General features: G+C 48.8%; 21 protein-coding genes and 2 tRNA genes. 1 reads left to right on the forward strand and 22 read right to left on the reverse strand.

Annotated elements, in window-relative coordinates:
- Positions 1–3: 3 nt before the first annotated feature.
- The 16 genes from ACAN56_RS12410 to nrdR form a co-directional block, all read right to left on the reverse strand.
- Complete coding sequence (locus ACAN56_RS12410) at positions 4–1,776, reverse strand: cache domain-containing sensor histidine kinase (protein WP_379143095.1); 1,773 nt, start codon at positions 1,774–1,776, stop codon at positions 4–6.
- Complete coding sequence (locus tag ACAN56_RS12415; RefSeq protein WP_379143097.1) at positions 1,773–3,368, reverse strand: response regulator transcription factor; 1,596 nt, start codon at positions 3,366–3,368, stop codon at positions 1,773–1,775. The genes ACAN56_RS12410 and ACAN56_RS12415 overlap by 4 nt, the downstream gene beginning before the upstream one ends.
- 402 nt (positions 3,369–3,770) lie before the next feature.
- Positions 3,771–4,853, reverse strand: coding sequence for a Gfo/Idh/MocA family protein (locus tag ACAN56_RS12420; RefSeq protein ID WP_076110634.1), 1,083 nt, complete (start codon positions 4,851–4,853; stop codon positions 3,771–3,773).
- An 11-nt stretch (positions 4,854–4,864) separates the two neighbouring features.
- Complete coding sequence (locus tag ACAN56_RS12425) at positions 4,865–5,776, reverse strand: AraC family transcriptional regulator (protein WP_379143100.1); 912 nt, start codon at positions 5,774–5,776, stop codon at positions 4,865–4,867.
- Positions 5,773–6,777, reverse strand: coding sequence for a Gfo/Idh/MocA family protein (locus tag ACAN56_RS12430; RefSeq protein WP_379143102.1), 1,005 nt, complete (start codon positions 6,775–6,777; stop codon positions 5,773–5,775). The genes ACAN56_RS12425 and ACAN56_RS12430 overlap by 4 nt, the downstream gene beginning before the upstream one ends.
- A gap of 203 nt (positions 6,778–6,980) precedes the next feature.
- Positions 6,981–8,444 (reverse strand): glycoside hydrolase family 1 protein, encoded by a 1,464-nt coding sequence (locus tag ACAN56_RS12435; RefSeq protein WP_038589001.1) that lies wholly within the window; start codon positions 8,442–8,444, stop codon positions 6,981–6,983.
- A 22-nt stretch (positions 8,445–8,466) separates the two neighbouring features.
- On the reverse strand, positions 8,467–9,759 hold the full coding sequence (locus ACAN56_RS12440; protein WP_038588999.1) for a PTS sugar transporter subunit IIC: 1,293 nt from the start codon (positions 9,757–9,759) through the stop codon (positions 8,467–8,469).
- Between the two features lie 3 nt (positions 9,760–9,762).
- Positions 9,763–10,068 (reverse strand): PTS sugar transporter subunit IIB, encoded by a 306-nt coding sequence (locus ACAN56_RS12445; protein ID WP_038588997.1) that lies wholly within the window; start codon positions 10,066–10,068, stop codon positions 9,763–9,765.
- 2 nt (positions 10,069–10,070) lie between these two features.
- Complete coding sequence (locus ACAN56_RS12450; protein ID WP_038588994.1) at positions 10,071–10,409, reverse strand: PTS lactose/cellobiose transporter subunit IIA; 339 nt, start codon at positions 10,407–10,409, stop codon at positions 10,071–10,073.
- A gap of 20 nt (positions 10,410–10,429) precedes the next feature.
- On the reverse strand, positions 10,430–12,349 hold the full coding sequence (locus tag ACAN56_RS12455) for a BglG family transcription antiterminator (protein WP_038588992.1): 1,920 nt from the start codon (positions 12,347–12,349) through the stop codon (positions 10,430–10,432).
- 623 nt (positions 12,350–12,972) lie between these two features.
- On the reverse strand, positions 12,973–13,761 hold the full coding sequence (locus ACAN56_RS12460) for an SDR family oxidoreductase (RefSeq protein ID WP_052091968.1): 789 nt from the start codon (positions 13,759–13,761) through the stop codon (positions 12,973–12,975).
- A 24-nt stretch (positions 13,762–13,785) separates the two neighbouring features.
- Complete coding sequence (locus tag ACAN56_RS12465) at positions 13,786–14,949, reverse strand: SMP-30/gluconolactonase/LRE family protein (RefSeq protein ID WP_038588989.1); 1,164 nt, start codon at positions 14,947–14,949, stop codon at positions 13,786–13,788.
- A gap of 32 nt (positions 14,950–14,981) precedes the next feature.
- Positions 14,982–15,992, reverse strand: coding sequence for a zinc-dependent alcohol dehydrogenase family protein (locus ACAN56_RS12470; RefSeq protein WP_038588986.1), 1,011 nt, complete (start codon positions 15,990–15,992; stop codon positions 14,982–14,984).
- 902 nt (positions 15,993–16,894) lie between these two features.
- Positions 16,895–16,967 (reverse strand) — tRNA-Lys (locus ACAN56_RS12475).
- A gap of 10 nt (positions 16,968–16,977) precedes the next feature.
- Positions 16,978–17,053, reverse strand: a tRNA-Ala gene (locus ACAN56_RS12480).
- A gap of 170 nt (positions 17,054–17,223) precedes the next feature.
- On the reverse strand, positions 17,224–17,700 hold the full coding sequence (gene nrdR, locus ACAN56_RS12485; protein WP_038599232.1) for a transcriptional regulator NrdR: 477 nt from the start codon (positions 17,698–17,700) through the stop codon (positions 17,224–17,226).
- A 166-nt stretch (positions 17,701–17,866) separates the two neighbouring features.
- Between nrdR and ACAN56_RS12490 the strand changes: the two genes are divergently transcribed.
- A complete protein-coding gene (locus tag ACAN56_RS12490) occupies positions 17,867–18,085 on the forward strand; it encodes an alpha/beta-type small acid-soluble spore protein (protein WP_038588982.1) in 219 nt (72 codons plus the stop codon).
- A gap of 89 nt (positions 18,086–18,174) precedes the next feature.
- Here the strand turns inward: ACAN56_RS12490 and ACAN56_RS12495 are convergent, their stop codons facing one another.
- The 6 genes from ACAN56_RS12495 to phoU all read right to left on the reverse strand — a co-directional run bounded on the left by ACAN56_RS12495 (position 18,175) and on the right by phoU (position 24,819).
- Complete coding sequence (locus ACAN56_RS12495; protein WP_379143244.1) at positions 18,175–18,738, reverse strand: lytic transglycosylase domain-containing protein; 564 nt, start codon at positions 18,736–18,738, stop codon at positions 18,175–18,177.
- A complete protein-coding gene (coaE, locus tag ACAN56_RS12500) occupies positions 18,738–19,331 on the reverse strand; it encodes a dephospho-CoA kinase (protein ID WP_379143109.1) in 594 nt (197 codons plus the stop codon). The genes ACAN56_RS12495 and coaE overlap by 1 nt, the downstream gene beginning before the upstream one ends.
- 9 nt (positions 19,332–19,340) lie before the next feature.
- On the reverse strand, positions 19,341–20,096 hold the full coding sequence (locus ACAN56_RS12505) for a manganese efflux pump (RefSeq protein ID WP_340899457.1): 756 nt from the start codon (positions 20,094–20,096) through the stop codon (positions 19,341–19,343).
- A 184-nt stretch (positions 20,097–20,280) separates the two neighbouring features.
- Positions 20,281–21,123: a DNA-formamidopyrimidine glycosylase gene (mutM, locus tag ACAN56_RS12510; protein ID WP_038588975.1), complete on the reverse strand. Its 843-nt coding sequence runs from the start codon at positions 21,121–21,123 to the stop codon at positions 20,281–20,283.
- A 51-nt stretch (positions 21,124–21,174) separates the two neighbouring features.
- Complete coding sequence (polA, locus tag ACAN56_RS12515; RefSeq protein ID WP_379143112.1) at positions 21,175–23,838, reverse strand: DNA polymerase I; 2,664 nt, start codon at positions 23,836–23,838, stop codon at positions 21,175–21,177.
- A 321-nt stretch (positions 23,839–24,159) separates the two neighbouring features.
- Positions 24,160–24,819, reverse strand: coding sequence for a phosphate signaling complex protein PhoU (gene phoU, locus ACAN56_RS12520; RefSeq protein ID WP_038588969.1), 660 nt, complete (start codon positions 24,817–24,819; stop codon positions 24,160–24,162).
- Positions 24,820–24,832: the final 13 nt, after the last annotated feature.

A 24,832-nucleotide genomic window follows, 5' to 3' on the forward strand; every position in this document is an offset into this window, starting at 1 on the left:
TTATTAGGTATTCAGTGGTAAGGTGATCACTATCATGGTGCCTCTCCCCGGCAAGGAGTTAATGGCCACACCATAGCTGTCACCATAAGTCATTTGAATACGTGCAATGGTATTCTTAATGCCTATCGAAGTGGATTCCTTGTATAAAATCTCATCGATAGTGTCATTACTCATGCCTCTACCATTATCTTCAATGGCATAATAGCGTTTTCCGCTGTCGATCCAGCCACGAATGCAGATCATTCCACCTGCTTCTATCTGATCGAAGCCATGCATGACAGCGTTTTCAACAAAAGGTTGAAATAGAAGTCTGGGCATTTTGTACTCGTAAAGCTTCGGTTCAATCTCATAATGTACAGTGAACTTGTCCTCGAAGCGAACGGACATAATATAGAAGTAGTTGTTCATCCACTTGATTTCCTCCGACAAATGAACAGCTCTCCAGTCTTTCCGTGAAGTATAATGCAGCATATTGGATAAATTGACCAGCATTTTGCTTAATTCCTTCTGATTGTTTTCAATAGCCGTCCAGTTCATTACGTTGAGCGTATTATACAGAAAGTGAGGATTCATTTGCATACTCAGCGCTAGAATCTCGGCTTCCTGTTCTTTTAATTTAATTTCGTAATTTTCTATAACCAATAGCCGAATCCGGTCGTTCATCTTATTAAAGCGCTGAAGAAGTATGCCAAACTCATCATTTGTTCCAACATCAACTTGCTTTTGAAAATCCCCTCCACCTACGGATCTCATGGCAGCCAGCAGCTTCTTAATGGGCTTGGTAATCCTGCCTGCGATAAAAAAAGCACAAATGAGCGCCACAAGCCCCATAATAGCGGCGAGGAGGATAATAGATGTCTCGATGCTTTGCAACAAACTGCCAACCAGTGAGGACTCCGGCATCCATACAATGGATATCCATCCCGTGACTTCCGAACGATCGAAGCAGACGATTACGGCTTTGCCCTCCAGTGTCATACTTCGCGCACCGCTGCTTTCCTGCTGCAGTTCCTCTACCCATGAGTCCGAGAAGGTTTGTGTGATTTTCCCTGGTTCACTGCTTGCAACGACTTTTTGATCCTCATCCAGCACCAGAAAATCCGAGCCTTCGGGGATACTTTCGTCATATAGAGATTTCAAAGCTTCCGCTTTAAAGCTTATTGCTAAAATGGGTCGTTCCACCTGAGCATCCATCTTCTCGAGTGTCGTATTGTTCAGCAGAGAGAAATCAAGCAGTCTGGTCGCAGAAAATAAATGGCGGAAATCCAGATTGCCGGACTCTAAGTAGGGCTGATTAAACATATCAACAAAATCATATGTAGGGTACCATACCAATTTCCCGCCTGCCTGCTGTGCCTTGCGGTATATATCCGATTGTGTAGGATCTCCTTGCGGCAGCAACTGGCCGAAAGTAAAATAGGAAGTCCACAACTGGTAAGCATACACATCCTCATTGTTGGAAAAATATTTACTTAGTACGGCGGTTAACTGACGGTCTGCTTCAAACAGCTCTACTTCGTTCTGGGGATCCATTTGGTTAAAAATTTTGAATAAATCCTTATCTATGAACATTGCTTGGCTATTCTGATCAATGATCTGCAGCTTAGTGTCCATAATCTCATTATTTTTTCTGACAATCTCATATACATTTTTTTGCGCTTGCTCCGTCACGACCTGCAGGCTGGTTCGATAGAAAAGAGACCCCAAAATGAGGAGTGGAATTCCGATCAGAAAGATATAGCTGACAAACAATCGGGATCGAAATGTCATCTTCATTCCTCATTTCTCCTCTGTAGAAGTGAAGTGTGTTTAAACGCTTCGGGTGAGATTCCATTGTATTTCTTAAACACCCTGCAGAAATATTTGGTATCCTGATAACCACACTCTGCGGAGATTTCATATATTCTGAGCTTGTTCGCGGACAGCAGCAATCTAGCCCGCCTCATTCTGGCTTCCGCCACATGATCGGAGAATGTTTTTCCCGTACGGTTTTTAATCAATGTACTAAAATAGGAAGTATTAAAAGAAAAGTGTGCGGCTGCTCGTTCAAGAGACAAATCTTCCTTCAGATTTTCCTGAATCCAACTCAAGCAGCTCGTAACGATAATTTCGTTTTTATCCAGCCGTACCTGTTGTAATGCATAATGAACCTTCTGTAGAGTAGCCTCTACAAGCGCAATCAATTCTGTATAAGATCCACAAGCTTGAATTTCTATAATCATCGTTTTTGCTAGAAAATCCCCAAGCTGGCGGTCAACGATATTCCCCATCCTGCTTTTAACCTTCATAAGCAGAAGCGAGGCATTTTCTTTTAAAATAATCGGCTCCGTATGCCCATCATCTGATAGCGCTCTGAGCGCTCCAATGCACATTTCTATAGCTATGTCCGCATCATTTCCCTGGAGAGCTTCAAAGAGTTTCTCCACGTCAAGTATCATTAGATACTGAGACAGACGCAGCTCATCCTGAAACAGAATCCCTTTCCAGCAGTCATGAAAGTTAAACTTATTTACGGTTTGGGCTGCCCTGTAAGCTTGCGGTGCTTGTTCCAATAATGATTTACATTCCAGCCCTATTCCGTGGGTAAGCTGACCCGAATTCTCCCATTCTGAGGATAGAGCGGAAGCGATGGCACGAATCTCATTTCTTTTCTCCGGGGTAAGGGTGGCTTTACGGATAATTGTGACGGCTTGGAATCCATCCTCCAGAAGTACATTCAAAGGAATCGTAACAGCTTCCCCCATTGCCATCCATCCTTGCTCCAGGCTTCGCAGGAAGTTGGCGCTTTCAATATTGTCATGGCGGCCCGGGCGGATTCTGAGCTCTGAGAAAATAACCACGCCGCCACCCTGCAGCCAATCATACGTATCCAGTTCATCCCGCTCGAGAGTCGTTAAGCTACCGTTTAGCCAGGTTAAATATAAGCGGTTTCTATAAGCTGAGGAAGTATGGTGAAGGCGTAACTTCAACGCCTCTGCTTCCAGGTTCAACATCGATTCTGTGAGCAGCTCCTGCTCTATACGCCGCAATACATCTTCTACCTTCTCTGCCTCTACAGGTTTTAATAGATAGTCATATGCACCAAGGCGAACGGCATTCTGGGCATACTCAAACAGATTATAAGCTGACACCATCACAACCTTCGTTTGAAGTTCTTCTTCTTTGAGCTGCTGCAAAAATGTAAGCCCGTCCATATTGGGCATACGGATATCCGTCAGCACAACATCCGGACGCTCCAATCTGACAAGTTCTAACGCGCTGGACCCGTCTTTTGCAACCAGGACTCGAACGTTAGGACGCAGATTGTTGATTAAATTCGCCATTCCTCGAAGGTGTCTGGGTTCATCATCAGCCACCACTATTTTCATCCCATTCAGCCCCCTGTTCAATTTGGTGAAAGTTTCATTTATTGTAACGGAAAAAAGCGCCTTCATGTAATAAGGCGCCAAAATTCCGTTCAGGCTTATTGCAAGCCATTCCCATATTTAAAACTTAAGGTTTTTAGAGTACAAGATCAGTCGCAACTACGGTGAATATTTGGACTTCCGGCCGCTGTTGTCGTAAGAATTTCTTGATCTTAACCGCTATTGGCGGTAGAAATCCGAAGACAAAGGCGGACACTACCGCTCCTCCAGTTCCAAAATCCCCTCCGTTGCTCCTTGCTTTTATCTCAAGTTTTTAAGTTCAATCTATTTAATTGCCTTCATTGATCGCCCTGATGACTTCCAACTATAACGTTCTGTCAACACCTCTTGACGCCAACTTCTCCTTTAATCGAAGTAAACGGCTTTCCCTGTGCGCGCGGATTCATAAAGTGCCTCCAAAATCAAGGAAACTACATATGCCTGCTCAGGTCTTACGACCGGTTCCTTATCCTGATCAACCGCTTCAATCCACTTTCTCATCTCCAGGTCAGGCGCACTTTCCTGTGTGCCATCATAGAATGCTACTCCACCTGCGTTCAGCTCAATCTCATTTTTATATAAGCGGCCATGCTGTTCTCCGTTAATCCGCAGGCCTTCTTTCATATCCGCGCCGGCTTCCGTTCCGCTCAAGCTGCATTTTGCCTCATCAACCTCCAGCGAGTTCAGGGCCCAGCTGGATTCCAGCATGATCGTTGCACCATTCTCCATAACAATCATTCCAAACGCCGAATCCTCCACTTTAAATTTGGCGGGATCCCAGGGTCCCCAGGCATTTGCAGCATTCTCCCGCTGGGACAGCTCATGATATTTGGTTCCCAAGACGACCTTGGGCTGGTAATTGTCCATCATCCATAAGGTCAGATCAAGTGCATGCGTTCCTATATCGATGAGCGGTCCTCCACCCTGCTTCTCCTCATCAAGAAAAACGCCCCAGGTAGGTACTGCTCTTCTTCTGATGGCATGCGCCTTGGCGTAATAAATATGGCCTAATTCTCCTGCTTCGCAGAGCTTTTTCAGAAATAGACTATCCTCTCTAAAGCGGTTGTTATACCCAACCGTTAGTTTTTTTCCTGTTCGCTTGGCTGCATCGACCATTCTTTTGGCCTCTGCTGCAGTCTTGGCCATCGGCTTCTCACACATGACATGCTTGCCGGCTTCCAGCGCAGCGACAGAGATTTCCGCATGAGACTCATTGGGAGTAAGCACATGAATAATATCAAGTGTGCCATCTTTAAGTAATGTTTGATAATTAGTGTAGACTTTTGCGTCTTTGCTTCCATATTGTTGTGCTGCTGCTTCAGCCCGCTCCTGAACGATATCGCAAAACGCAACCATTTCAATATTGTTCAGCTTGCTTAAACTTGGCAGGTGCTTCCCGTTCGCGATTCCACCACACCCGATTATGCCTAACCGATACACTTTACTCATATCTATCATCCTCACTTTATCGTATGTTTCCCGTTTCTATAGGTCGCGGGAGTTATTCCTAACCGCTTGCGAAAAACATTATGCAAATAGTTGGCATTCGTAAAACCTTCAGACTGAGCAATCTGTTCAATCGGCTGGTTGCCCTCCGACAGCTTGCGGCAGACACCTTCCAAACGGATATTCTCAAGAATCTGGGAGAAGGATTGATCAGGATTGACCTTATTAAAAATCCGCTGCAGCTGTCTGGAGCTGATTTTTAGCTTTTCTGCAACATTGTCCAGCGTGACAGCCCCGGAATAATTAGCCCTGATATACTGAATGGCGTATTCATATCTGTAAGTCAGCATATCCCGCACCGGCGCTTCCGCTCTAATCCCTTCCGGATCATATGCTCTTGCTGTTTTTAACAAAATACTGATTACAAACTGTTTGATGGCTGTATAATATCCGGTGAACTTATCCTCACAAGCTTCATAGGCTTCCAGAAAGCAATTCATGGCATGATGCCGGTCATGAATTGGAATGAGGGGGAGTTTCCGCAGTTTGTCGATACATTCTTCCGCTTCTGCTACCTCCCACGGATCCACTTCTGCTCTGCTTTTCTGTCTAATATCAATATGGAGGCAAAGTTCGTCCATGGCTTCTTCCTGGTCAGCCTCCTGGTAATGCATCACACCCGGACCCGTTAAATAAAGCATACCCTGCGATAATGGGTACTCCTGTTCAGCGAGAATTACTTTCCCTTTACCTTTAGGAATAAAGTGAAACTCAAACTCTGCATGATTATGGAAATCTATGATTTTTCCGGCCGGGAATGAGGTTAAATGGAACCTGAGTACAACAATCTCATAATGTCCCCATTGAACTGTAATATCGAGTCTCTCCAGCAAATCTGACTTTTGAGACATCGTATGGTAGATCATGACCTTGCGTCTGCTAACGGGATGACCCGTCCTTCTTTTGCCGAGCGATTTGCAGCTTCCATTAATCTGGTCAGTTCTATGGCAGTCTGAACATTATTATCAGCAAAAGTATCACTCTGTATATGATTGACCCATTGATGAAAGGCACTGTCGTGATTATCTTTTATTGGAATCTCCGTCCAGCTATTCGCGGTACCCTCAGGTTTATTTGTCTTAAGAAGTAATTTATCCTCCGGCGTTCCGAAGAGCAGAGTTCCTTCTGTTCCGTGAACCTCGATGGTAAACGGCGAATGGCTGTTCACAAATCCGGCCTCTACCACACCGATCGCCCCCGAAGTAGTAAACAGGGTTGCTACTGCATTGTCCTCCACGTCTTTCCCTGTGATATATCCAAAATTGGCACTTACACCGGTCACATCCCGACCTAAAAATAGGCGGGTTAAATACATAGGATGGCATCCCAAGTCGATCAAAGCACCCCCTGAGCATTGTTCCTTACTATAAAAGTGCTCAGGCAGCCAGCCGGCAATGGCCCCATTGTGGGATAAGCGAACTCTGACATACGTTATCTCCCCCAGTAGCCCCCCGCTAATCAACTCCAAAATGGACAAAGTGTATCCGTCGTTCAATCGCGGCAAGGATACGGTAATTTTCACTTGATTCCGATTCACCTCGGTAATAATATCATCAACTTCCTGCACTGTTGGAGCGATAACCTTCTCGGTAAAGATATGTTTGCCTGCTTTGGCGGCGGCCACTATTACATCCTTATGAATGTTTGTCGGCGCATCCACGATGACAGCGTTAACATCTTCCTGAGCCAACATATCATCGAGAGACTCGAAGTAAGGAACCTTCAACGTTGCAGCCGCTTCTTGTCCTCTTATCGCGTCTTCGTCCCATACTGCAGCGATAAACGTATCCTCATGCGCCTGCGCTTGCTTAACATAGTCCCAAGCATGTACATGCCAAAAGCTGACTAGACCAATGCCAATGCTCATTTGCTATAACCTCCAACATATAGTATTCTGACATCCCACTATAAGGTAACATATCTGAGTCGCTTTTTTTAATAGGAAAACACGACAAATTATATATAATATTACGACATACGTTCACTAACTTAAACACAGCAAGCGCACAAAAACGCCCCCAGACATTTCTGCCTAGGAACGGTTTTTGTATCTTTGCCAGACTTTCCAATTTAATGATTTGTTAGATCGGTCCCTCTGGAGGCGATGACTTTCTTGTACCAATAGAAGCTTTTTTTGCGTATGCGTTCCAGGGAGCCGTTACCTTCATCGTCCTGATCGACGTAGATATAGCCGTAGCGTTTTCGCATCTCTGACGTGGAAGCTGAAATCAGATCAATGCAGCCCCAGCTCGTGTAGCCCAATAGTTCTACACCGTCGGCAATGGCCTCGGCCATCTGCTCGATATGCTGAGCCAGATATTCGATGCGGTAATCGTCCTTGATTGTACCGTCCGCTTCAATAACATCTGCAGCACCGAGACCGTTCTCGACAACAAAAAGCGGGATCTGGTAACGGTCATGCATCTCTTTAAGGACAACCCGCAGACCGGTCGGATCAATCTGCCAGCCCCAATCTGAGGTCTTCAGGAACGGATTCACCAGACCCGACGACAGATTACCCTCTGTCCGCTCTGTGATACTCTCGTCCGTACTGACCGTTGAGGACATGTAGTAGCTAAAAGACAGGAAATCAACCAGGTTCTCCTTCAGAACAGCTTCGTCCCCCGGCTCCATCTCAATGCTTACTTTATAATCAGCCAGATGCCGTTTGATGTATGACGGATAATATCCCCTGACCTGAACGTCGGAACAGAACTGGGCCATTTGGTTCTCTCCCTGTGCCTTCAGCACATCCCCGGGATGGCAGGAATACGGATAGATCAGTTTGCGGGCCAGCATGCAGCCTACCTGCAACTCCGGATTAATCTCCCTTGCACGCTTGATAGACAGAGCACTGGCAATGAACTGGTGATGCAGCGCCTGAAACGCAGCCTGCTTCTCATTCTCTTTACCTTCGGTCAGCACACCTCCCCCCAGAAACGGAAAGCGGATTACTGCGTTGATTTCGTTAAAGGTCAGCCAGTACTTCACCTTGTTTTTATAGCGCAGGAAGACCGTGTCCGCATAACGGACGAACAGTTCGACCAGTTCGCGTGACTCCCACCCGTTGTAACGGGTAACAAGCTCCACTGGCATCTCGTAGTGCGAGAGCGTAACCAGTGGCTCAATGCCATATCTGTTCAACTCATCAAAAACATCATCATAGAAGCGTAATCCAGCTTCATTCGGCTCTTTCTCATCCCCGTTTGGAAATATACGGGGCCAGGAGATCGACATCCGGAACACTTTAAAACCCATTTCTGCGAATAAGGCAATGTCTTCTTTGTAACGGTGATAGAAATCGATCCCTCTGCGTTTGGGGTAATTCCCCTCCTGCGTATCCGAGATGGCGGCAGCAAGCTCCGCTCTGGAGATGCTGAGAGCATGCTCAAGAGCTTTGCGCTGTCCCGGCGGAACATATTTGACCACATCTGCAGTAGACAGCCCTTTGCCGTCCTCGCAATACGCACCTTCAACCTGGTTGGCTGCAACCGCTCCGCCCCACAGGAAATTCTCCGGAAACTGGTTAGGCATCGGATAAGCCTCCCTTATTCATTTAGTTTACTGCGGCCGCCGTCTTAGACTCAGCCTGCTGCTCCAGCTCGTAGGCTTCGAAATCGGCTTTTTTGAAGAATGGATAATAAATTGCAAAGCTTACCCCGATCATTACCAGTTGGAACGCGGATACGCGCCAGCCTCCGTTCATCCAGCCATTAACCAGCACCGGAATACCAAGCGGCACTTGAATACCGTGCAGAACCGGCAGAATTCCGATCGAAGTCAGAAGAATAGCCAATCCGCTGCTCACCAGTGGTGTTAGAATAAACGGAATCATGAAACGCACGTTAAGCACCAGCGGCATCCCGAAGATGACCGGCTCGTTAACTCCAATAATACTTGGAATAATTGCAAGCTTGCCCAGCGTTCTATACCGGGTAGACTTGGCGAACAGCATGGCAATAATCAGGCCAAGCGTTGCACCCGCACCACCAATCAGCACATAGACCGGGAAGAACGGGGAACCGATAATATGAGTGCCTTCTACACCTCTTTGGTAAGCATCCAGATTTTCAAGTCCAAGCGCTACCCAGATCGGTCCTACTACGGAGTAAACCACCAATGTGCCGTGAACACCGAAGAACCACAGCAAATGGATTAAGAAAATACAGATCAGCATCGCCCACCACGTACCACCGAGACTCGTTAGCGGCAATTGGATAATGGAAAAGACAAATTCATGCATATTTCCATATTTCGTCGCTCCGAAAATCGCTGTCAGGATCAGCATCACGAAAACAATAATGAAACCCGGAGTCAATGCGGCAAAGGATTTCTCAACAGTAGGCGGAACACCCTTTGGCATCTTGATATAGATTTTTTTCTCCAGCAGGTAAGTATACAGTTTGCCGACAATGAGGGCTACGATAATGGCTACGAACAGCCCCTTGGCTCCCAGCCAGGAGTAGCCGAAGGCTTTGGTGGCGCCATCGTCCAGGAGCCCCTTTGGAGTAACCAGCAGAAAGCTCATCAGCGCGAGAATTCCTGCCGAGAATCCCTGTTGTTTAAGCTGTACCGCAAAATTGTAAGCGATGGAGAACACCGCATACAAAGCGATTAAATCGGTTGTTATCGTAGCCGGAATCGCAGTGTACGTCTTCAGGCCGGAACTTTCCAGGAAGTTCTGGTAAGGCTCCAGCTTCAAAGCATTAATCAGGGAAAATATCGCACCCAGGATCAATATCGGCATCAAAGCCATCAGCCCGTTGGAAATAGCACTGATATAATTATTTTTCTGAATCTTGGTACTGACTTTCTGGATTTTGACCCTCCATTCTGCCCCGCTTGACATGAACTAAGCCCCCTTCTCCATAAGTTCAATTGCTGTTTCCAGTACTTTATCCCCATCCATCATGCCATAAGCCATCATCTCAATTGTCGTTACCGGGATACTAGGATATTCGGCAGCCAAATCCCCTTCGGCATGGCCCATTTGCGGCCCAAGCATAATAATGTCAAACGGTGCCTGATCAGCAATATCGCTCTCCGCCACAGCATCAATGATAACCTCTATTCCCTTGGCGCGTGCTGCATCCTTCATGCGCTCCACCAGCATACTTGTCGAGAAGCCTCCTGCACAGGCGAGAAGAATCTTTTTCATCTTCAGTTCACCAAACCTTTCAATTGTTGTTCCAGCGCTTTGCGCTCCTTAACTTCTTCAATCAGTTCCACGGCCAGCTCACGAACCGTAAGAGCATTCATCAAGTGGTCCTGTGCATGAATCATCAGCAGCGTGATTTCTGTTTTTTCGCCCCGGCCTTCCGCTTGGATCAGACCCGTTTGGACTTTATGCGCTTTGGTAAGACTCAGTTTCGCGTTCTTGATCATTTCTTCTGCTTCGTCAAGGTTCCCTGCGCGTGCTGTGCGAACCGCTTTGAGGCTGAGGCTCCGGGCTTCCCCGCTGCTCGCTATAATCTGCATAATTGTTTGTTCGTAATCCATGGTTTCTTCACTCCTGATATTTATAGTAGGTTCTCTATCTCCATCATAAATTGCTCATAGCTATTAACGGCCAGCAGCCGGTTCCTGCTATCTTCTTTCTCCATCAGTACCAGCAGCAGCTTGCTGATTTCTTTGTGCAGGAACAACTGCCCCGGGCGCAAATTAATCAAAAAGATTAGCTGTACCGGCTTTCCGTCATGCAAGAGCTGTTTTTTCAGCACAGTTACATTGATGCAGTCGCGGATGGCGCTCATCCGCATTGGATGTGGACCGGCAATGCCGTTTTTATAAATGGTTGTAAATTTATTCTCCCGAAACAGTACCTGCTCAGGGAAATCCTCAGCGGCATAATGAAAGTCTGTAATCTCACGGCAGCGCTGCTGCAGCAGTTCTTTGTAATCATCCGGCCCGTCCGTATGGAAAAGCTCCTTGCGGAATAAGTCCTTGAAATCCATCAGCTTATGGGACGGCTGTGTATGGCCCATCTGCAGCGACAAAATCTCCTTGATCCTCTGAATCTCCTGGTCATCCAGCAGCTGTTTAATATGAATGACCAGTTTCTCATTCATTTCTGTATCAATCGGCACCGTGGTCAGAATCAGATCAACCGGTCTGCTGCTGATTTCCTTAAGCTCGGTAATGGAAGCTGTGATAACGGACGCCTTGGGAAATACTGCCTCAAGCTTCAGGCGAATGAGTTGTGCGCTGCCTCCACCCGTCGAACAAATAACAGCAATACGTTTGAACTGCTCCAGATTGCGCTGCTGCATCCGTTCAAGATGTGCAGCGAAATGAAGGGCGACATACCCTGCTTCGTCCCGGGACATCTTGAACCCGTATTGCTCTTCAATAATCTCAGCGAACCGGAAAGAGATCACGAACACATTGGCATACTGGCTGTAAACATCCTCTACGAGCGGATTTCCCAACTGAAGATTATAGTAAAGACGGTTCAGTAGCGGGAACATATGCAGAAGCAGCGCTTCCTGCAGGGAATGGTCTTTATTGAAGCCGGTGAGGAACTCCCCATCCAGCCGCTGCAAAATCTCGTTAATACCTTGACGCAGCTGCGATTTGGTCTCGTCTGACATTCGCTCCATAATCGTTTTGCCCGAAATATGCAGCGCCAGATAATCCACTTCAACCAGAGGTAGCATTATCTCATAGTTGGACTCGATCCATTTGGCAATTCTCTCTGCTATATCGTGATACAGCGGCTCCGGCTTGCCCAGCATCGCTTGTCCGGGTACGATATAATTATGCTTTGAGACCCGGTATAGGAGAATAAACAGATGGGTGACAATATTATTCAGGAATACATCCGAAATTTTCAGTTCCTTATCCTTCAGCACCTGCAGAAGATAGGCCGTGAGCCTCTCCCTATCAAATTCCCGCCCATAAGCATGGAAATCCTCGGTTTGCTGGAGGGTCTGGCTGGATTGCAGGATAAAATAGGAGAACGCCTTGCGGAAATCCTTCTCGTCTCCCTCAATTTTCATTCCGTAATGGGCACGGCGGGCCAGGCTTAAACGAAACGCGCCCAATCTCTGCTCCACTTCCTTCAAATCAGAAATAATGGTGGAGCGGCTGACACCTATCTCCTCTGCCATCTTATCAATTGACCGATAGCTGTCGCTCTGCAGGAGGTAGAACAGCAGGTATTGCTGCCGTGACTGCTTATTGTCCAGATCCACCTGATCGCTCTGGAGCAGTCCCTTCTCCCGGTAAATCTGGAATAATTCCGGCTCCTTGATCTCAAGCTGATAGCCTTGACCACGAATCATTCGGATCTGAAACCCGTGCGCTTCTCCGGTCTTGTCGAGCGAACGGATAATATCACGGACCGTCCGTTCGGACAACCCGACCTCCGCAATTAATTCGCCCATCTTAACCGGAACCTTTCTGCTTAATAAAATATTGACGATCGTATATTCCCTCATCGGTCTCCCTCGTTTGTGATACTAGTATCGGTGTGAAGCAACTCAGCTGGTTATGGCTCCATCTTACTTGAAAACGTTATCTTAAGAACAGTTTGTATTCTGCAATTTGGAACGGCAGAATTTAAAGGGTATCCCTTCAAGAGATTATAGAGTGTATTTATCCCTCTACTGTATTACTCTCACTTGCTTATAAGATGCCCCTGAGAAGTGCTTTTATAAACCGCCTTTTTTTTCGAGAGACAGCCTCATATTGTCCAATGGGGTCTGTTGTAATAAGTTCGGGTGGGGGTGATTGTTCGGGTTAAGGTGCCTGGCGCTGCCAGCGATACGCTCTGGCGTAATGGTCAGGGGCACTACCCAGATCTGCTTCATATTTACCGGAATAGTAAACCAGCTCACTCTAATCCTCTCTGCAAATACTATAGTCAGCATGTTCGTAATGAAAATGCTTGTTCGGATTGATCGTTTTTCCCTTTAGCAAAAAATCTAATGACAATAAATATCTAGATAATTCATACCCGATGGAAGGAGCGCTTCGCTCTATTTTATTAATCTTATCTAAAAAAACAAAAGATCCGTTGCCAAATTTGGTACGGATCTTTTATTACTATTTGGACATCCTTTTATTTGAACCGCTGGGCTTGCCTTGAAGGCATAATGGTTAGTTCCGGAATGCTGACGTGCTCAGGCTGCTCCAATGCATAAAGCGCCGCCTCTGCAACATCATCGGGATGTAACGGCAGAACTTTCGAAGCAAACGCGCGTATTTCATCCTCGGAATATCCGGCCACTTGAGAAAATTCCGTTGCCACCGCCCCGGGCTGAATCGTCGTAACGCGAATCCCCTGATCGATTGTCTCCAAACGTAATGCAGACGCTATGGCGTTAACGCCATATTTGGTAGCGCTGTATGGACCTCCTCCGGCAATCACTTCCTTGCCGGCAATGGAGGAGATGATGATGACATCTCCCTTACCCTGACCCAGCATTGGCGGAAGCCCGTAGTGCAGCGTCAACATTAGACCGTGTACATTCGTCTTGTACAGCTCCTCCCATCTTTCCAGATCCACTTCTACCAATGGACTTCGATACCCGAATCCGGCATTGGCAACTATAATATCGAGACGGCCCCAGCGGTTAATCGTTTCATTGACCACATGCTGTACTTCTTCAGCCTTTTGAATATCAGCAGGTACCGCCATAACCTCGTACAATCCCTCTTTATGCAATTCCTGAACCAGCTCATCCAATCGATCCTGCCGACGTGCCACTACAGTCACATGGGCGCCGCGTTTTACCAGTTTCCTGGCGATCGATGCCCCGATTCCGCTGCTGGCGCCTGTCACCAAGGCCACTTTACCGGTCAGACTCTCCTTCTCATTCCAAGATAGCTCCAAATCATCCAGATTCATTTTGCACCCTCCCAGACTCCAACCTTATTTTGTTAAAAGCACGCGATGAACGCCCTTGCTGCCTCCAGGTGCCGTTCCTATATATAAATATCCGTTATGGCTTGCAGCCGTAGTTACGCCATACACTTTGCCTTCCGGATCATGCCAGCTTCCGATAAGTTCTCCCTGCGGACTGAACTCCGCAGCAAGCCCATGCTTCACCGGTGCGCTTGCGCCGTTAAGCAGCGACTGCGGCACTTTGGCCATGGTACTGGCCAACCAAGGTTTGCTATGCATCTGATCTACAAAAGAAAGGCGAGTCGTGAAGATACCGACCCAGAAATGACCTTGGTCATCACGCGTAATGTTGTCTGGAAAGCCTGCGAGATTGTCTGCGAAAATATCAGATGTACCCTCCTTCGGTCCTTTGAGCCAGTATCTGGTCAACTGATAATGATACGATTCTGCCACAAGCACAAAATCTTCATCCGCAGACAAGGCAACCCCGTTTGCAAAATAGAGGCCTTCTAACAGAACGGTCGTCTTCTTGGTCATTGGATCGTACTTCAGCAAACGTCCATGCGGCTTGTTCTCGGCCATTTCCTTGAAGGTCACTCTACCATAATTAGAAGTATCGGAGAAATAAATGGAGCCGTCCTTGGCAATATCAAGCTCATTAGCTAAATAGATCGGCTTGCCGTCCACTTGATCGGCCAATACCTCTATGCTCCCGGATGGGTTTATAGACAGCAGTCCCCTCTGGACATCCGTAACGATCAAATCGCCTTTGGCATCGAATATAAGTCCATTAGGCGTTCCTTGGGTGTCTGCAAACAGTTGTGCTTTTTGCGGATTGCCCTCTGCATCGAAAGGAACCCTGTAAATTTTCCCGTCTGAATCTCCTGTATATAGCTGGCCTTCTTTATCGAATGTAATGAATTCCGGGAATTGAGGGGCATCAGTAACTAGCTGAGCCGAGCTGAGTTTGTTGTTCTGTTGCCACGGACCCGCTTCCTCAAAAGAGGGAGCCGTCGGTGCGGACCATTTTGCCGGTTTGACCGGTGAAGGATAAAGTAAGAAAACGAGTAATCCTACAACGAGCACCGCAAGCAGTGATAGAACCCATCTAGATATCCTAGCACGCAGTGAGCGTTTAGGACGATTCACGCTTTCAGTAGATTTAACGGAGTTAACTGGTTTATTGGGCATTAGAGCGCCTCCTGTATCATTTTTGAGAGATTTTAGATTTGGACTACGATTTTACCAAAATATTGCTTTCCTTCAGCCAAGAGCGCGATAGCTTCTCCAATTCGTTCTAGAGGGAATACGCGGTCGATGACGGGATGTAAACGATGATGGGCAATCGCCCGATTCATCTTTTCAAAGTGATCCCGGTTGCCGACTTGACTGCCGCGAACCGTTGCGGCTTTGTGCAAGATGCTGGAGACATCGTATTCCGGAATGGTCAAGCCCGATAAGAACCCGACCATACTCACGGTCCCTCCAGTGCGAAGTGCATTTATGGATTTCCCCATCGTTGCCGCTCCTCCAACATCCAGAACATGGTCGACGCCGCCAGTCAGCTCTAACGCTGCCTTATCCCAATCAGGAACCTCCGAATAGTTGATCGTTTGCCATGCGCCAAGAGCTTTTGCTCGTTCCAGCTTGTCGTTGCTGCTCGACGTGATGATGACTCGTGCTCCGGCCATAAGCGAGAATTGAAGCCCGAAGATGGAGACACCGCCTGTTCCTTGCAGCAGCACAGTATCACCCGCTTGCAAACCACCGTATTCGATTAGCATGCTCCATGCGGTTAATGCCGCGATCGGCAGGGTGGAGGCCTCCTCATAAGTGAGGTGATCGGGAATAGGGACGACTCCGTCTTCATGCAGAACGACATACTCGGCCGCTACTCCGTTCAACGGACCTCCCAGACTTTCTTCTAACACCCCTGGTCTTGGGTTGCCGCCAATGAAGCGCTGTTGAAAATTACCTGCTACTCGTTGTCCGACCTGAAATCTAGTTACGCCTTGTCCAATGGCTACAATTTCTCCCGCTCCGTCTGATAATGGAATGAAGGGGAATTTAACTTCGATCGGCATTAATCCGCCGAGGACCACTAGATCCCGATAATTGAGAGAAGCTGCCCTCATGCGGATCAGCACCTCCTTAGGGCCTGGCGTTGGTTTGTCGATTTCCGTCATGGTTAATTCCTCAAAGCCGAAGCCGTTTGTCAGTTGTATAGCTTTCATCGTATTGTCCTCCCTGGAAGATCAGATTGATTACCCGGATTCTTAATTCTTATCCCCTTATTTGTCATAGTGGTGCTCTCCTTTTTGATACTATGTTATACTATGGAAACACTGTTACCAAAACTCAGAACTATTTTTCGATTTTTTTGAAAGTTAAGTAAAGCGCATTTATGGTAACAGTGTTTCCTGTAGGTATCATTGTATCCACTCAATTTCAGAAAGTCAATATGATTTTTGAGCCTCCATCGTTTATTGACAAGTGAAGGAAGGACAACTGTAAACAATTCCTGGTAACGAAAGTTGAAAACCTACCGAGAAGCTCGCATGCAAAATACTGAAAATCTCCGTAGGAGGACACTGGGAGATGTGCAAGCAGCCTATGTGATGGAGGAGTCGAGTGAATCGTTACGGACCGGGGAGCCTTTATTTCTCCAAGAAACGCTGTTTCGTCTATCTTACGGACTCAGATGCAGTTATTAGCTGATGTTCATATGAAATATTGCCTGATGGAGGGGGATAAGCGCAGTATGGTCCGTTAGCTCTGCAATATATGCTGATTAGCGAAAATAAAGTCTGTGGAGTCCGCAAGGAATTCAGGGTAGCAGTGGTTAGTCTGAAGTTGGATTTCGGAGTTAGCGGGCAGCCAGCCAATCGTAACTGGTGGTCGACCTTGGCATACAGTGTTGGGAGTGGCAGTCAGCATTAGCATTTGACGTTTGGGGATTTGGACTAGGCAGTTGGCGTTTACCTTTAACAACTGGGGTTCACAGGTTGAGCTCCGGATTGGATGCACGAGCGGGCTGTTGCCGTTGGCATTTGCAGCTCAGAAACCCCCACTCTCTCTTATTCCTCCAACTCCCATAAACAGCAAAAAAACGGCATTTCTGCCGTTTCTTCTGTGATGGACTCTCAGGGGCTCGAACCCTGGACAAATAGATTAAGAGTCTACTGCTCTACCAACTGAGCTAAGAGTCCATATGAAATTTGGTGGAGCCAAGGGGGATCGAACCCCTGACCTCATCGCTGCCAGCGATGCGCTCTCCCAGCTGAGCTATGGCCCCATGTGGCTGATTTAGAACTACAACTATGTATTCTAAAATCCGGACTGAGCTGTTAGCTCCCATCGCTTCGTCATGTTTAAGTTCCGTAGGCGACTTCTATATAATATAAAAAATCGCCTTCGGTGTCAACACTTTTTCAAAAAAAGTTTTTCGGGGTGTGCAAATTGCTTCTACAACCCCTCAAACTCCTCGGTGTTTTTAGAGAGCAGTCCCTTTAGTTCCTTCATAAACATGTTGATATCCTTGAACTGGCGGTACACGGAGGCGAAGCGGACGTAAGCGACCTCATCGACAGGGTAGAGCTGCTCCATGACCAGCTCGCCGATCTGACGGCTCTCCACTTCGGCTAAGGCGATGCCGCGCAGCGACTTCTCCACCTCGGAGACAATGGACTCCAGGCGCTCTACGGAGACGGGACGTTTCTCGCAGGCACGGATAAGGCCGCGCAGGATTTTGTCGCGGCTGAATTCTTCGCGGCTGCCGTCTTTTTTGATCACTATCAGCGGAGTTTCTTCAATCATCTCAAAGGTGGTAAACCGCTTGCTGCAGCGCTCACATTCCCGCCTGCGCCGGATGGACTTATTCTCGTTGGCCGGACGCGAGTCAAGCACTTTCGTATTCGTGTGATCGCAGTAAGGGCATTTCATAAGCCTTAAGTCACTTCCTTTTGCTTTAATGGTCGCTTTCCGGTCCGGCAATACGCCGGCTGCCGGTAAGCTGATTTTATTTCCAGAAAACACCGTTTATTTGATGTTATGAATATGCCATGTCCGGCACATAATACAGTTACCAACCGATAGGAGGTGAACAGCAATGAGCCAAAACAACAGCTCCAATAACCTGGTAGCTCCAAATTCACGCGGTGCCTTGGAACAACTGAAATATGAAGTTGCCCAAGAACTAGGTATCACGCTCTCCCCAGATGGATACCAAGGCAATAAAACTTCTTACGAAAACGGTTCGATCGGTGGTTACATCACTAAACGTCTTGTAACCCTGGCTGAGCAATCACTGGCAGGTCAATACAAATAACCTGTCCCCATAAGCTTGCCTAAAGAAGTATTAAACGGCCCACAAGGCTGTTTAATGCTTCTTTTTTCGTATAAATACAGTCTTCTCCCTTAGAACTCGCTGTAAATCTCCGTGTACTGGTCGTAGTAATAAATGACTCGCTGCACATAATGCCGGGTCTCGCCAAACGGGATATCCTTCACGGATGCCGCTGTACCGTCCCAATCGCCCTTTTCCAGCCAGCTCTTCACTTTCCCGGGGCCTGCGTTATAGGCCGCGATCACAGCCGTGCGGTTGCCATCAAACTGGCGGGAAAGCGATGACAAATACCAGGTTCCAAGCTCAATGTTAGCCGATGGCTCCCTCTTCAATTGCTGCAGCGAGACATCCGGAAGCTTGGCCTTTTCAAGCGCCCACTTCGCCGTATCCGGCATCAGCTGCATGAGTCCCAGTGCGCCTTTTTTGGACTCCCGGCCGGTCTTATAGTTCGTTTCCACCCGGATGATGGCTGCCACAAGGAACGGGTCCATATCGTAGGTAATACTGTGCTCACGAATTTCTGCTTTATAATAAATCGGATAAAACCAGGACATCCAGTTGGTACTCAAGAACAGGATTGCAGTGAATCCAACGAATAACAGGAGCAGCACTCTTTTTTTACGCAGCCATTTCATCATAGACCCAGCCTGTCCCACAATACGGCAACCTGCTGCTCAGTTTGGGCATGAGTACCGCTGTTGTCGATGATGTAGTCCGCTCTGCTGCGCTTCAGTTCAATATCCAGCTGGGCATCCAGTCTTCTTTGGGCCTGCTCCAGAGACAGCCCGTTGCGCTCCATCAGCCGGTCCAACTGGACCTCCCGTGGAACATAGACGACCACAATTTGCCCGAAAAGGTTGTCCAGCTCCGATTCATACAGCAGAGGGATATCTACAATAATCAACCGCTGCGGGTCTTCTTGTTCCATTGTGTTCATACGGTCTTTGATTTCCTGGCGAATCGCCGGATGCGTCAACTGATTCAGCGCCTGCCGGGCTTCCGGATCATGAAAAACGATCTCCCCCAGCTTGGTGCGGTTCAGTGTTCCATCCGGCAGCAGGATTCCTTCTCCAAAATGCAGCACAGCTGCAGCCAGCACCGGATGTCCCGGGAGCATGACTTCTCTGGCGATGGCATCAGCGTCCACGAGTCTTGCTCCCTTTTCCACAAACAGTGCGGACACGGTGCTTTTTCCGGAAGCAATACCTCCGGTTAAGCCCATAATCATGTACTCACCTCATAATAGCTTCATTATTCCCATTGCAATTAACATTAACGCAGGCAGTACGGCAGCATGCTTCATCCAGTAACGTCCAGACAGCTTAAGACCTGTTCTCATGCCCAGCAGCAGAAAGGTTCCGCTGAACAGGGCGATCATAAGTGAGGTGGATACCGGACTGAATCCCAGCAGTGCAGCCCCAAGACCCGCTCCGAAAGCATCCAGCGACAGTGCTATTCCGAGCAGCATCGCTTCCATGGAGGAAATGCTCCCGGAGGCGTCCATATCGGCCGAAGACGGCGTACGGAGAATCTGGATGACCACCCCGAGATGGCGGAGCTCCAGTGAAAAGACTGCCGCCTTCTGCGCGTCTTTTTCGATCTCACTCACAGAATCCGCAGTCGTATCTGCAAGGTCAGCAGTTGCAGCCTCCCCCTTGGAAGCCACTCCCGACAGCAGTACGGTTCCTGTCTCCCGTCCTCCCGGACTGTGCTCCTTCTCCTTCTGAATCAGCATCTGGACGAGGGACCAGCAGCCCATCAAGACCAGAATAATCGCGCCGATGCTTGAAGCGGCCTGCGGTGAAATCACCTTCGCCAGCAGTACACCGACCTGCATAGAGACACAAATGACTATCCCCGAGCAAAGCGAGATAATCATAATGGAGAGCAGCGGTATTTTCATTTTGCGGAGTCCATATGTAATGCCTACACCAAAACCGTCCAAGCTCAGGGCAAAAGCCAGCAGCAGCAATGAAAACAAGGGGCTGAGCACCCGCAATCCCTCCCGTGAAGAACCGGCAGCCCGTGCGGAACGTTCCGCGGGCTCCGTTCGCTTTATTGAGCATTCTTCACACAGTATATGGGCGGGACAAACTGTCGGTGCCTTACTTTTGCAGCAGCATGAACAGCAGAGGTGTATAATGCCTGTAAATCATCTCTTACTCTAGTGCGATGCCCTACTTAACTGCCGCAGCCAAAGGCTGGCAGCTTGGGCAAATATGAGTGCCCCGGCCGCCTACAACACTCTTCTCGATGAGAGTACCGCAGGTGGCGCAGGGCTGGTCCTTACGTCCGTAAATGAGCAATTGCTGCTGGTAGCTGCCGCTTTCTCCCTGGCCGTTGACATACGACTTCACAGAGGAGCCTCCGGCATTCACCGCCTCAGTCAGCGTTGCCACAATCGCATGATGCAGCTTGTTCAACTGCTCTTCCGTAAGCGCCTTCGCGCTCACCTCAGGGTGAATTCCGGCGCGATGCAACGCCTCATCTACATAAATATTGCCGATGCCGACCACATATTCCTGATTCAGCAGCAGCGGTTTGATTTTGGTGTTTTTACCGGAGACAATTTCCTTGAATCTCTCCACTGTAAAGGAAGGATCAAGCGGTTCCTGCCCCAGCTTGCTCAGCGGCTTAAGGAGAAGATCCTCGCCCGGCTGGAACAAATGCATGGTACCAAACTGACGCACATCCGTATACCGCAGCTCGGTGCCGTCGGTGAAATGGAAGATGACATGCGTATGCTTGTCCAGCGGCTCATCTCCCTGGAAAAGACCGTACCGGCCCTCCATCCGCAGATGGGAGACCATTACCAAACCGTCAAATACAAAACGCAGAAATTTGCCTCTGCGCTCCACATGAACCACGCTATGGCCTGCCAGCATATGGGCAAAAGCCTGAGTATCGTCCGGACGCTGGATAATCCGCGGCAGCCGGACGGTGACATTCTCTATCTGCTTGCCTTTAATTAATTCATTAAGTGTTCTCTTGACTGTTTCTACTTCCGGCAATTCCGGCATAATGGCTCACCTCTCCTCCATTATACCGGAATTGCCGGGCCTGCGGGGAGTCTATTTCGCCTCATACCAGTTACTTCCATAACTTACCTCTGCCTTCAGCGGCACAGAGAGCTTGAGCGCGCCGGCCATAACCTTGGGCAGCAGTTCCTTTATCAGCTCAAGCTCATCTTCCGGCACCTCGAAAACAAGCTCATCGTGCACCTGCAGCAGCATGCGGCTCTTCAGCCCGCGCTCATACAGCGCCTTGTCCATATGGACCATAGCCAGCTTGATAATGTCTGCAGCCGTCCCTTGAATTGGGGTATTCATCGCCGTACGTTCGGCAAATGAGCGCAGATTAAAGTTCTTCGCATTGATCTCCGGCAGATAGCGGCGGCGTTCCAGCAGCGTGGTTACATAACCTTGCTTGCGGGCATCAAGCACGATATCGTCCATGTAGCGGCGTACACCCTCATATACTTCAAAGTACTGCTCAATAAAATGTGATGCTTCCTTGCGGGAAATCCCCAGGTTCTGCGACAGTCCGTAATCACTGATGCCGTACACAATGCCGAAGTTAACCGCCTTGGCGGACCGGCGCATGTTGCTGTCGACCTGGTCGGCCGTGACTCCGAACACATCCATCGCTGTCTTGGTATGAATATCCATATCATGCAGAAAAGCTTCCTTCATCCGCTCATCACCGGAAATATGTGCCAGCACGCGGAGTTCGATCTGCGAGTAATCAGCCGCCAGAATTGACCAGCCCGGTTCGGACGGTACAAAGACCTTGCGGATCTTGCGGCCTTCCTCCAGCCGGATCGGAATGTTCTGCAGGTTCGGAAATTGGCTGCTAAGCCTTCCTGTTGCGGCAATGGTCTGCCGGTAGAAGGTATGCACCTTACCGGTCACCTCGGAGACTTCCTTGAGCAGCCCCTCTACATAGGTGGACTGGAGCTTGGCGATCGAGCGGTATTGCAGGATCAGACGCACCACATCATGATAAGGGGCCAGTTTCTCCAGCACCTCGGCATCGGTGGAATAGCCTGTTTTGGTCTTCTTGACGACAGGCAGACCCAGCTTCACAAACAGGATTTCCCCGAGCTGCTTAGGCGAATTCAGGTTGAACTCGGTTCCGCATATCTCGTAGATTTCAGCAACCAGCTTGGAAATCTGGGCTTCGAATTCTTTCCCCAGCTCTTTAAGATCTTCTTTATTGACGGCAATCCCCTGTTTTTCCATATCGGCAAGAATGCGCGACAGCGGCATTTCGAGATCTTCGAACAGTCCGGTCATTGCCGTCTCGGTCAGCTCCTGCTGCTGCTTCTCGACGATACCAAGCACGGTAGCGCTTTTGCGCGCCACATGATTGCCGAGGATTTCAAGCTCCGGTATTTTATATTTGGCGCCTTTGCCGAACACCTCTTCATCCGGAGATAAGCGGGGCAGGCCATATTTGGCGGTAAGATCATTCAAGTTCTGATTCGCTTCTGTCGGATCCAGCAGATAAGCAGCAAGCTGCACATCATTGGCTGCTCCGGCAAAAGGAATCCCCTGCCAATGCAGCGCCAGATCGGCGCGGTGCAGATCATAACCGCTCTTCGGTGCCTTGCTGTCTCCCAGCCAGGCCCGCAGCGGAGCTGCGGCATGGCTCTGCAGCAGTGCAAACGGCACGAAGTAATGCCGCTCCGGCGAAGACAAGCCAAGGCCAATCACTTCTGCACGGTGCGGGTTCTCACCGTTTGATTCCACATGCAGCGCGGAAATGCCCGGGAGAGCGGAGATCAAGTCCTCCAGCTCACTTTCACCGACGATGGTAATATCCAGGACGGCAGCTTCAACCGCTTCTACAGCTCCATCACTGCTGGGCGAATAAGCGCTCAGCGACAGGCGCTCAAGCAGGGATTTGAATTCCAGCTTGGCGAGTGCCGGGCCGGCAGTATCCCCCTTAATTCCGGTGAATTCCATATCCTCCCAGGCATGCTCCAGCGGAACCTCGCGGTAAATCGTCGCCAGCTTCTTGCTCATCACGGCACTGTCCGCATGTTCCTCTAGCTTCTCTTTCATCTTGCCCTTCAGCTCGCCGGTTCCGGCCAGCACGCCTTCGACCGAACCGAACTGGTGCAGCAGCTTAAGTGCGGTCTTCTCGCCTACGCCAGGCACTCCGGGAATGTTATCACTGGCATCACCCATCAGCCCCTTAAGGTCGATGATCTGCTCTGGCGTCAGATCGTATTTCTCGCGAATTTGCTGCGGTCCGTACAGCTCGACTTCTGTAACGCCCTTACGGACCAGTGCCACCGTTGTATACTCCGAGGCCAGCTGCAGCATGTCCTTGTCCCCGGACACGATCATTACCTGGCGTCCGGCTTCATCAGCCTCACGCGAGATGCTGCCGATAATATCGTCAGCTTCGTAACCGGAAATCTCAAACTGCGGCACCCCCATATCACGCAGCAGGTCCTTCAGCATCGGAAACTGCTCGGAGAGCTCTGGCGGTGTCTTTTGACGGCCGCCCTTATAATCCTCATACCCTTCATGCCGGAATGTAATCTTCCCGGCATCGAATGCAACGATCAGATGACTCGGCTTATGCTCCTCTATTAAACGCAGCAGCATCGTCGTAAATCCGTATACCGCATTTGTCTGCTGCCCCGCCGTATTCGTCAGCGGCGGCATGGCGAAAAATGCGCGATAAATGATGTTATTTCCATCGATTAGTATCAACTTGTCCACTATAGCACCTCGCCTTTATCTTGCTTACTCCCTACATAGTAACATATGCCCCGCTCAAAAAAGAACCAAGACATCCGAAATGAACTGCGGATTCTACCGGTAAAGCAAGTTCCCGCCCGCTAAATAGAGAAAGCGCCCGAAGTTTATGTATTTAATGTAGGATTTCCATTATTACCCTTGCAAAAACCTCTTAACTTCCAAATAAAAATGAAAAAAAGCAGCAAGCCTCCAGTACAGGAGTTTGCTGCTTAGTAGGTACACGCGAAATTCATCCGGGGCTGCTGCACAAGGTCAGCCAGCACCGGCTCAATCGTGCCTTCGTTATTGATTCAGATCCGGGCGTTTGCCTGTTACGAGATAAACCACACTTTCGCCGATGTTGGTCGCGTGATCGGCAATCCGCTCGATATAGCGGCCAACCAGCGTCAACAGCATCGCCTGATTCAGCGATTCCGGCTTTTCGACCATATAAGTGTACAGTTCATTAATCGTTGCACTGTACAAATGATCGACCTGGTCGTCATCCTCGGCCATCTTGTACGCCAGATCGGTGTTCTCATCCAGATAGGATTGAATCGCCTCGTCGATCATGACGGCCACAATTTCAGCCATCCGCGGAATATCCACCAGCGGTTTGATCAATTGCTGGCCCTGAATGCGCAGCGTAACCTTCGCAACATCCAGTGCCAAATCGCCCATACGCTCCAGATCGCTGGATATTTTGAACGCAACAATAATTCGGCGCAGGTCCTTGGCTACGGGCTGCTGGGTGATAATCAGCCGCGAACCGATTTCCATTATTCTGTCTTCCATGGCATTCAGCCGTAAATCGGCTTTGACGATTTCTTGTGCACGTACGGTGTCAAGAGTCTGCAAAGCTACGATTGCACCTTCCAGAGCATCCGTTACATGCTCGCCCATCTGCTGCAGCAGGCTGCGTAGTTCTTCCAGATCTTTATCGAATTCTTTTCTGCGAATCATAATAAAAGCGATC

Origin of the sequence: Paenibacillus paludis (assembly GCF_042610515.1) — a bacterium.
In the GTDB taxonomy this organism is placed as follows: Bacteria; Bacillota; Bacilli; order Paenibacillales; family Paenibacillaceae; genus Paenibacillus_AQ.

Bases quoted from the DNA above. Each gene is read 5' to 3' on its own strand.
- ACAN56_RS12410 (WP_379143095.1), bottom strand. From the start codon at position 1,776: ATGAAGATGACATTTCGATCCCGATTGTTTGTCAGCTATATCTTTCTG.
- ACAN56_RS12415 (WP_379143097.1), bottom strand. From the start codon at position 3,368: ATGAAAATAGTGGTGGCTGATGATGAACCCAGACACCTTCGAGGAATG.
- ACAN56_RS12420 (WP_076110634.1), bottom strand. From the start codon at position 4,853: ATGAGTAAAGTGTATCGGTTAGGCATAATCGGGTGTGGTGGAATCGCG.
- ACAN56_RS12425 (WP_379143100.1), bottom strand. From the start codon at position 5,776: ATGATCTACCATACGATGTCTCAAAAGTCAGATTTGCTGGAGAGACTC.
- ACAN56_RS12430 (WP_379143102.1), bottom strand. From the start codon at position 6,777: ATGAGCATTGGCATTGGTCTAGTCAGCTTTTGGCATGTACATGCTTGG.
- ACAN56_RS12435 (WP_038589001.1), bottom strand. From the start codon at position 8,444: ATGCCTAACCAGTTTCCGGAGAATTTCCTGTGGGGCGGAGCGGTTGCA.
- ACAN56_RS12440 (WP_038588999.1), bottom strand. From the start codon at position 9,759: ATGTCAAGCGGGGCAGAATGGAGGGTCAAAATCCAGAAAGTCAGTACC.
- ACAN56_RS12445 (WP_038588997.1), bottom strand. From the start codon at position 10,068: ATGAAAAAGATTCTTCTCGCCTGTGCAGGAGGCTTCTCGACAAGTATG.
- ACAN56_RS12450 (WP_038588994.1), bottom strand. From the start codon at position 10,409: ATGGATTACGAACAAACAATTATGCAGATTATAGCGAGCAGCGGGGAA.
- ACAN56_RS12455 (WP_038588992.1), bottom strand. From the start codon at position 12,349: ATGAGGGAATATACGATCGTCAATATTTTATTAAGCAGAAAGGTTCCG.
- ACAN56_RS12460 (WP_052091968.1), bottom strand. From the start codon at position 13,761: ATGAATCTGGATGATTTGGAGCTATCTTGGAATGAGAAGGAGAGTCTG.
- ACAN56_RS12465 (WP_038588989.1), bottom strand. From the start codon at position 14,949: ATGCCCAATAAACCAGTTAACTCCGTTAAATCTACTGAAAGCGTGAAT.
- ACAN56_RS12470 (WP_038588986.1), bottom strand. From the start codon at position 15,992: ATGAAAGCTATACAACTGACAAACGGCTTCGGCTTTGAGGAATTAACC.
- nrdR (WP_038599232.1), bottom strand. From the start codon at position 17,700: ATGAAATGCCCTTACTGCGATCACACGAATACGAAAGTGCTTGACTCG.
- ACAN56_RS12490 (WP_038588982.1), top strand. From the start codon at position 17,867: ATGAGCCAAAACAACAGCTCCAATAACCTGGTAGCTCCAAATTCACGC.
- ACAN56_RS12495 (WP_379143244.1), bottom strand. From the start codon at position 18,738: ATGAAATGGCTGCGTAAAAAAAGAGTGCTGCTCCTGTTATTCGTTGGA.
- coaE (WP_379143109.1), bottom strand. From the start codon at position 19,331: ATGATTATGGGCTTAACCGGAGGTATTGCTTCCGGAAAAAGCACCGTG.
- mutM (WP_038588975.1), bottom strand. From the start codon at position 21,123: ATGCCGGAATTGCCGGAAGTAGAAACAGTCAAGAGAACACTTAATGAA.
- phoU (WP_038588969.1), bottom strand. From the start codon at position 24,819: ATGATTCGCAGAAAAGAATTCGATAAAGATCTGGAAGAACTACGCAGC.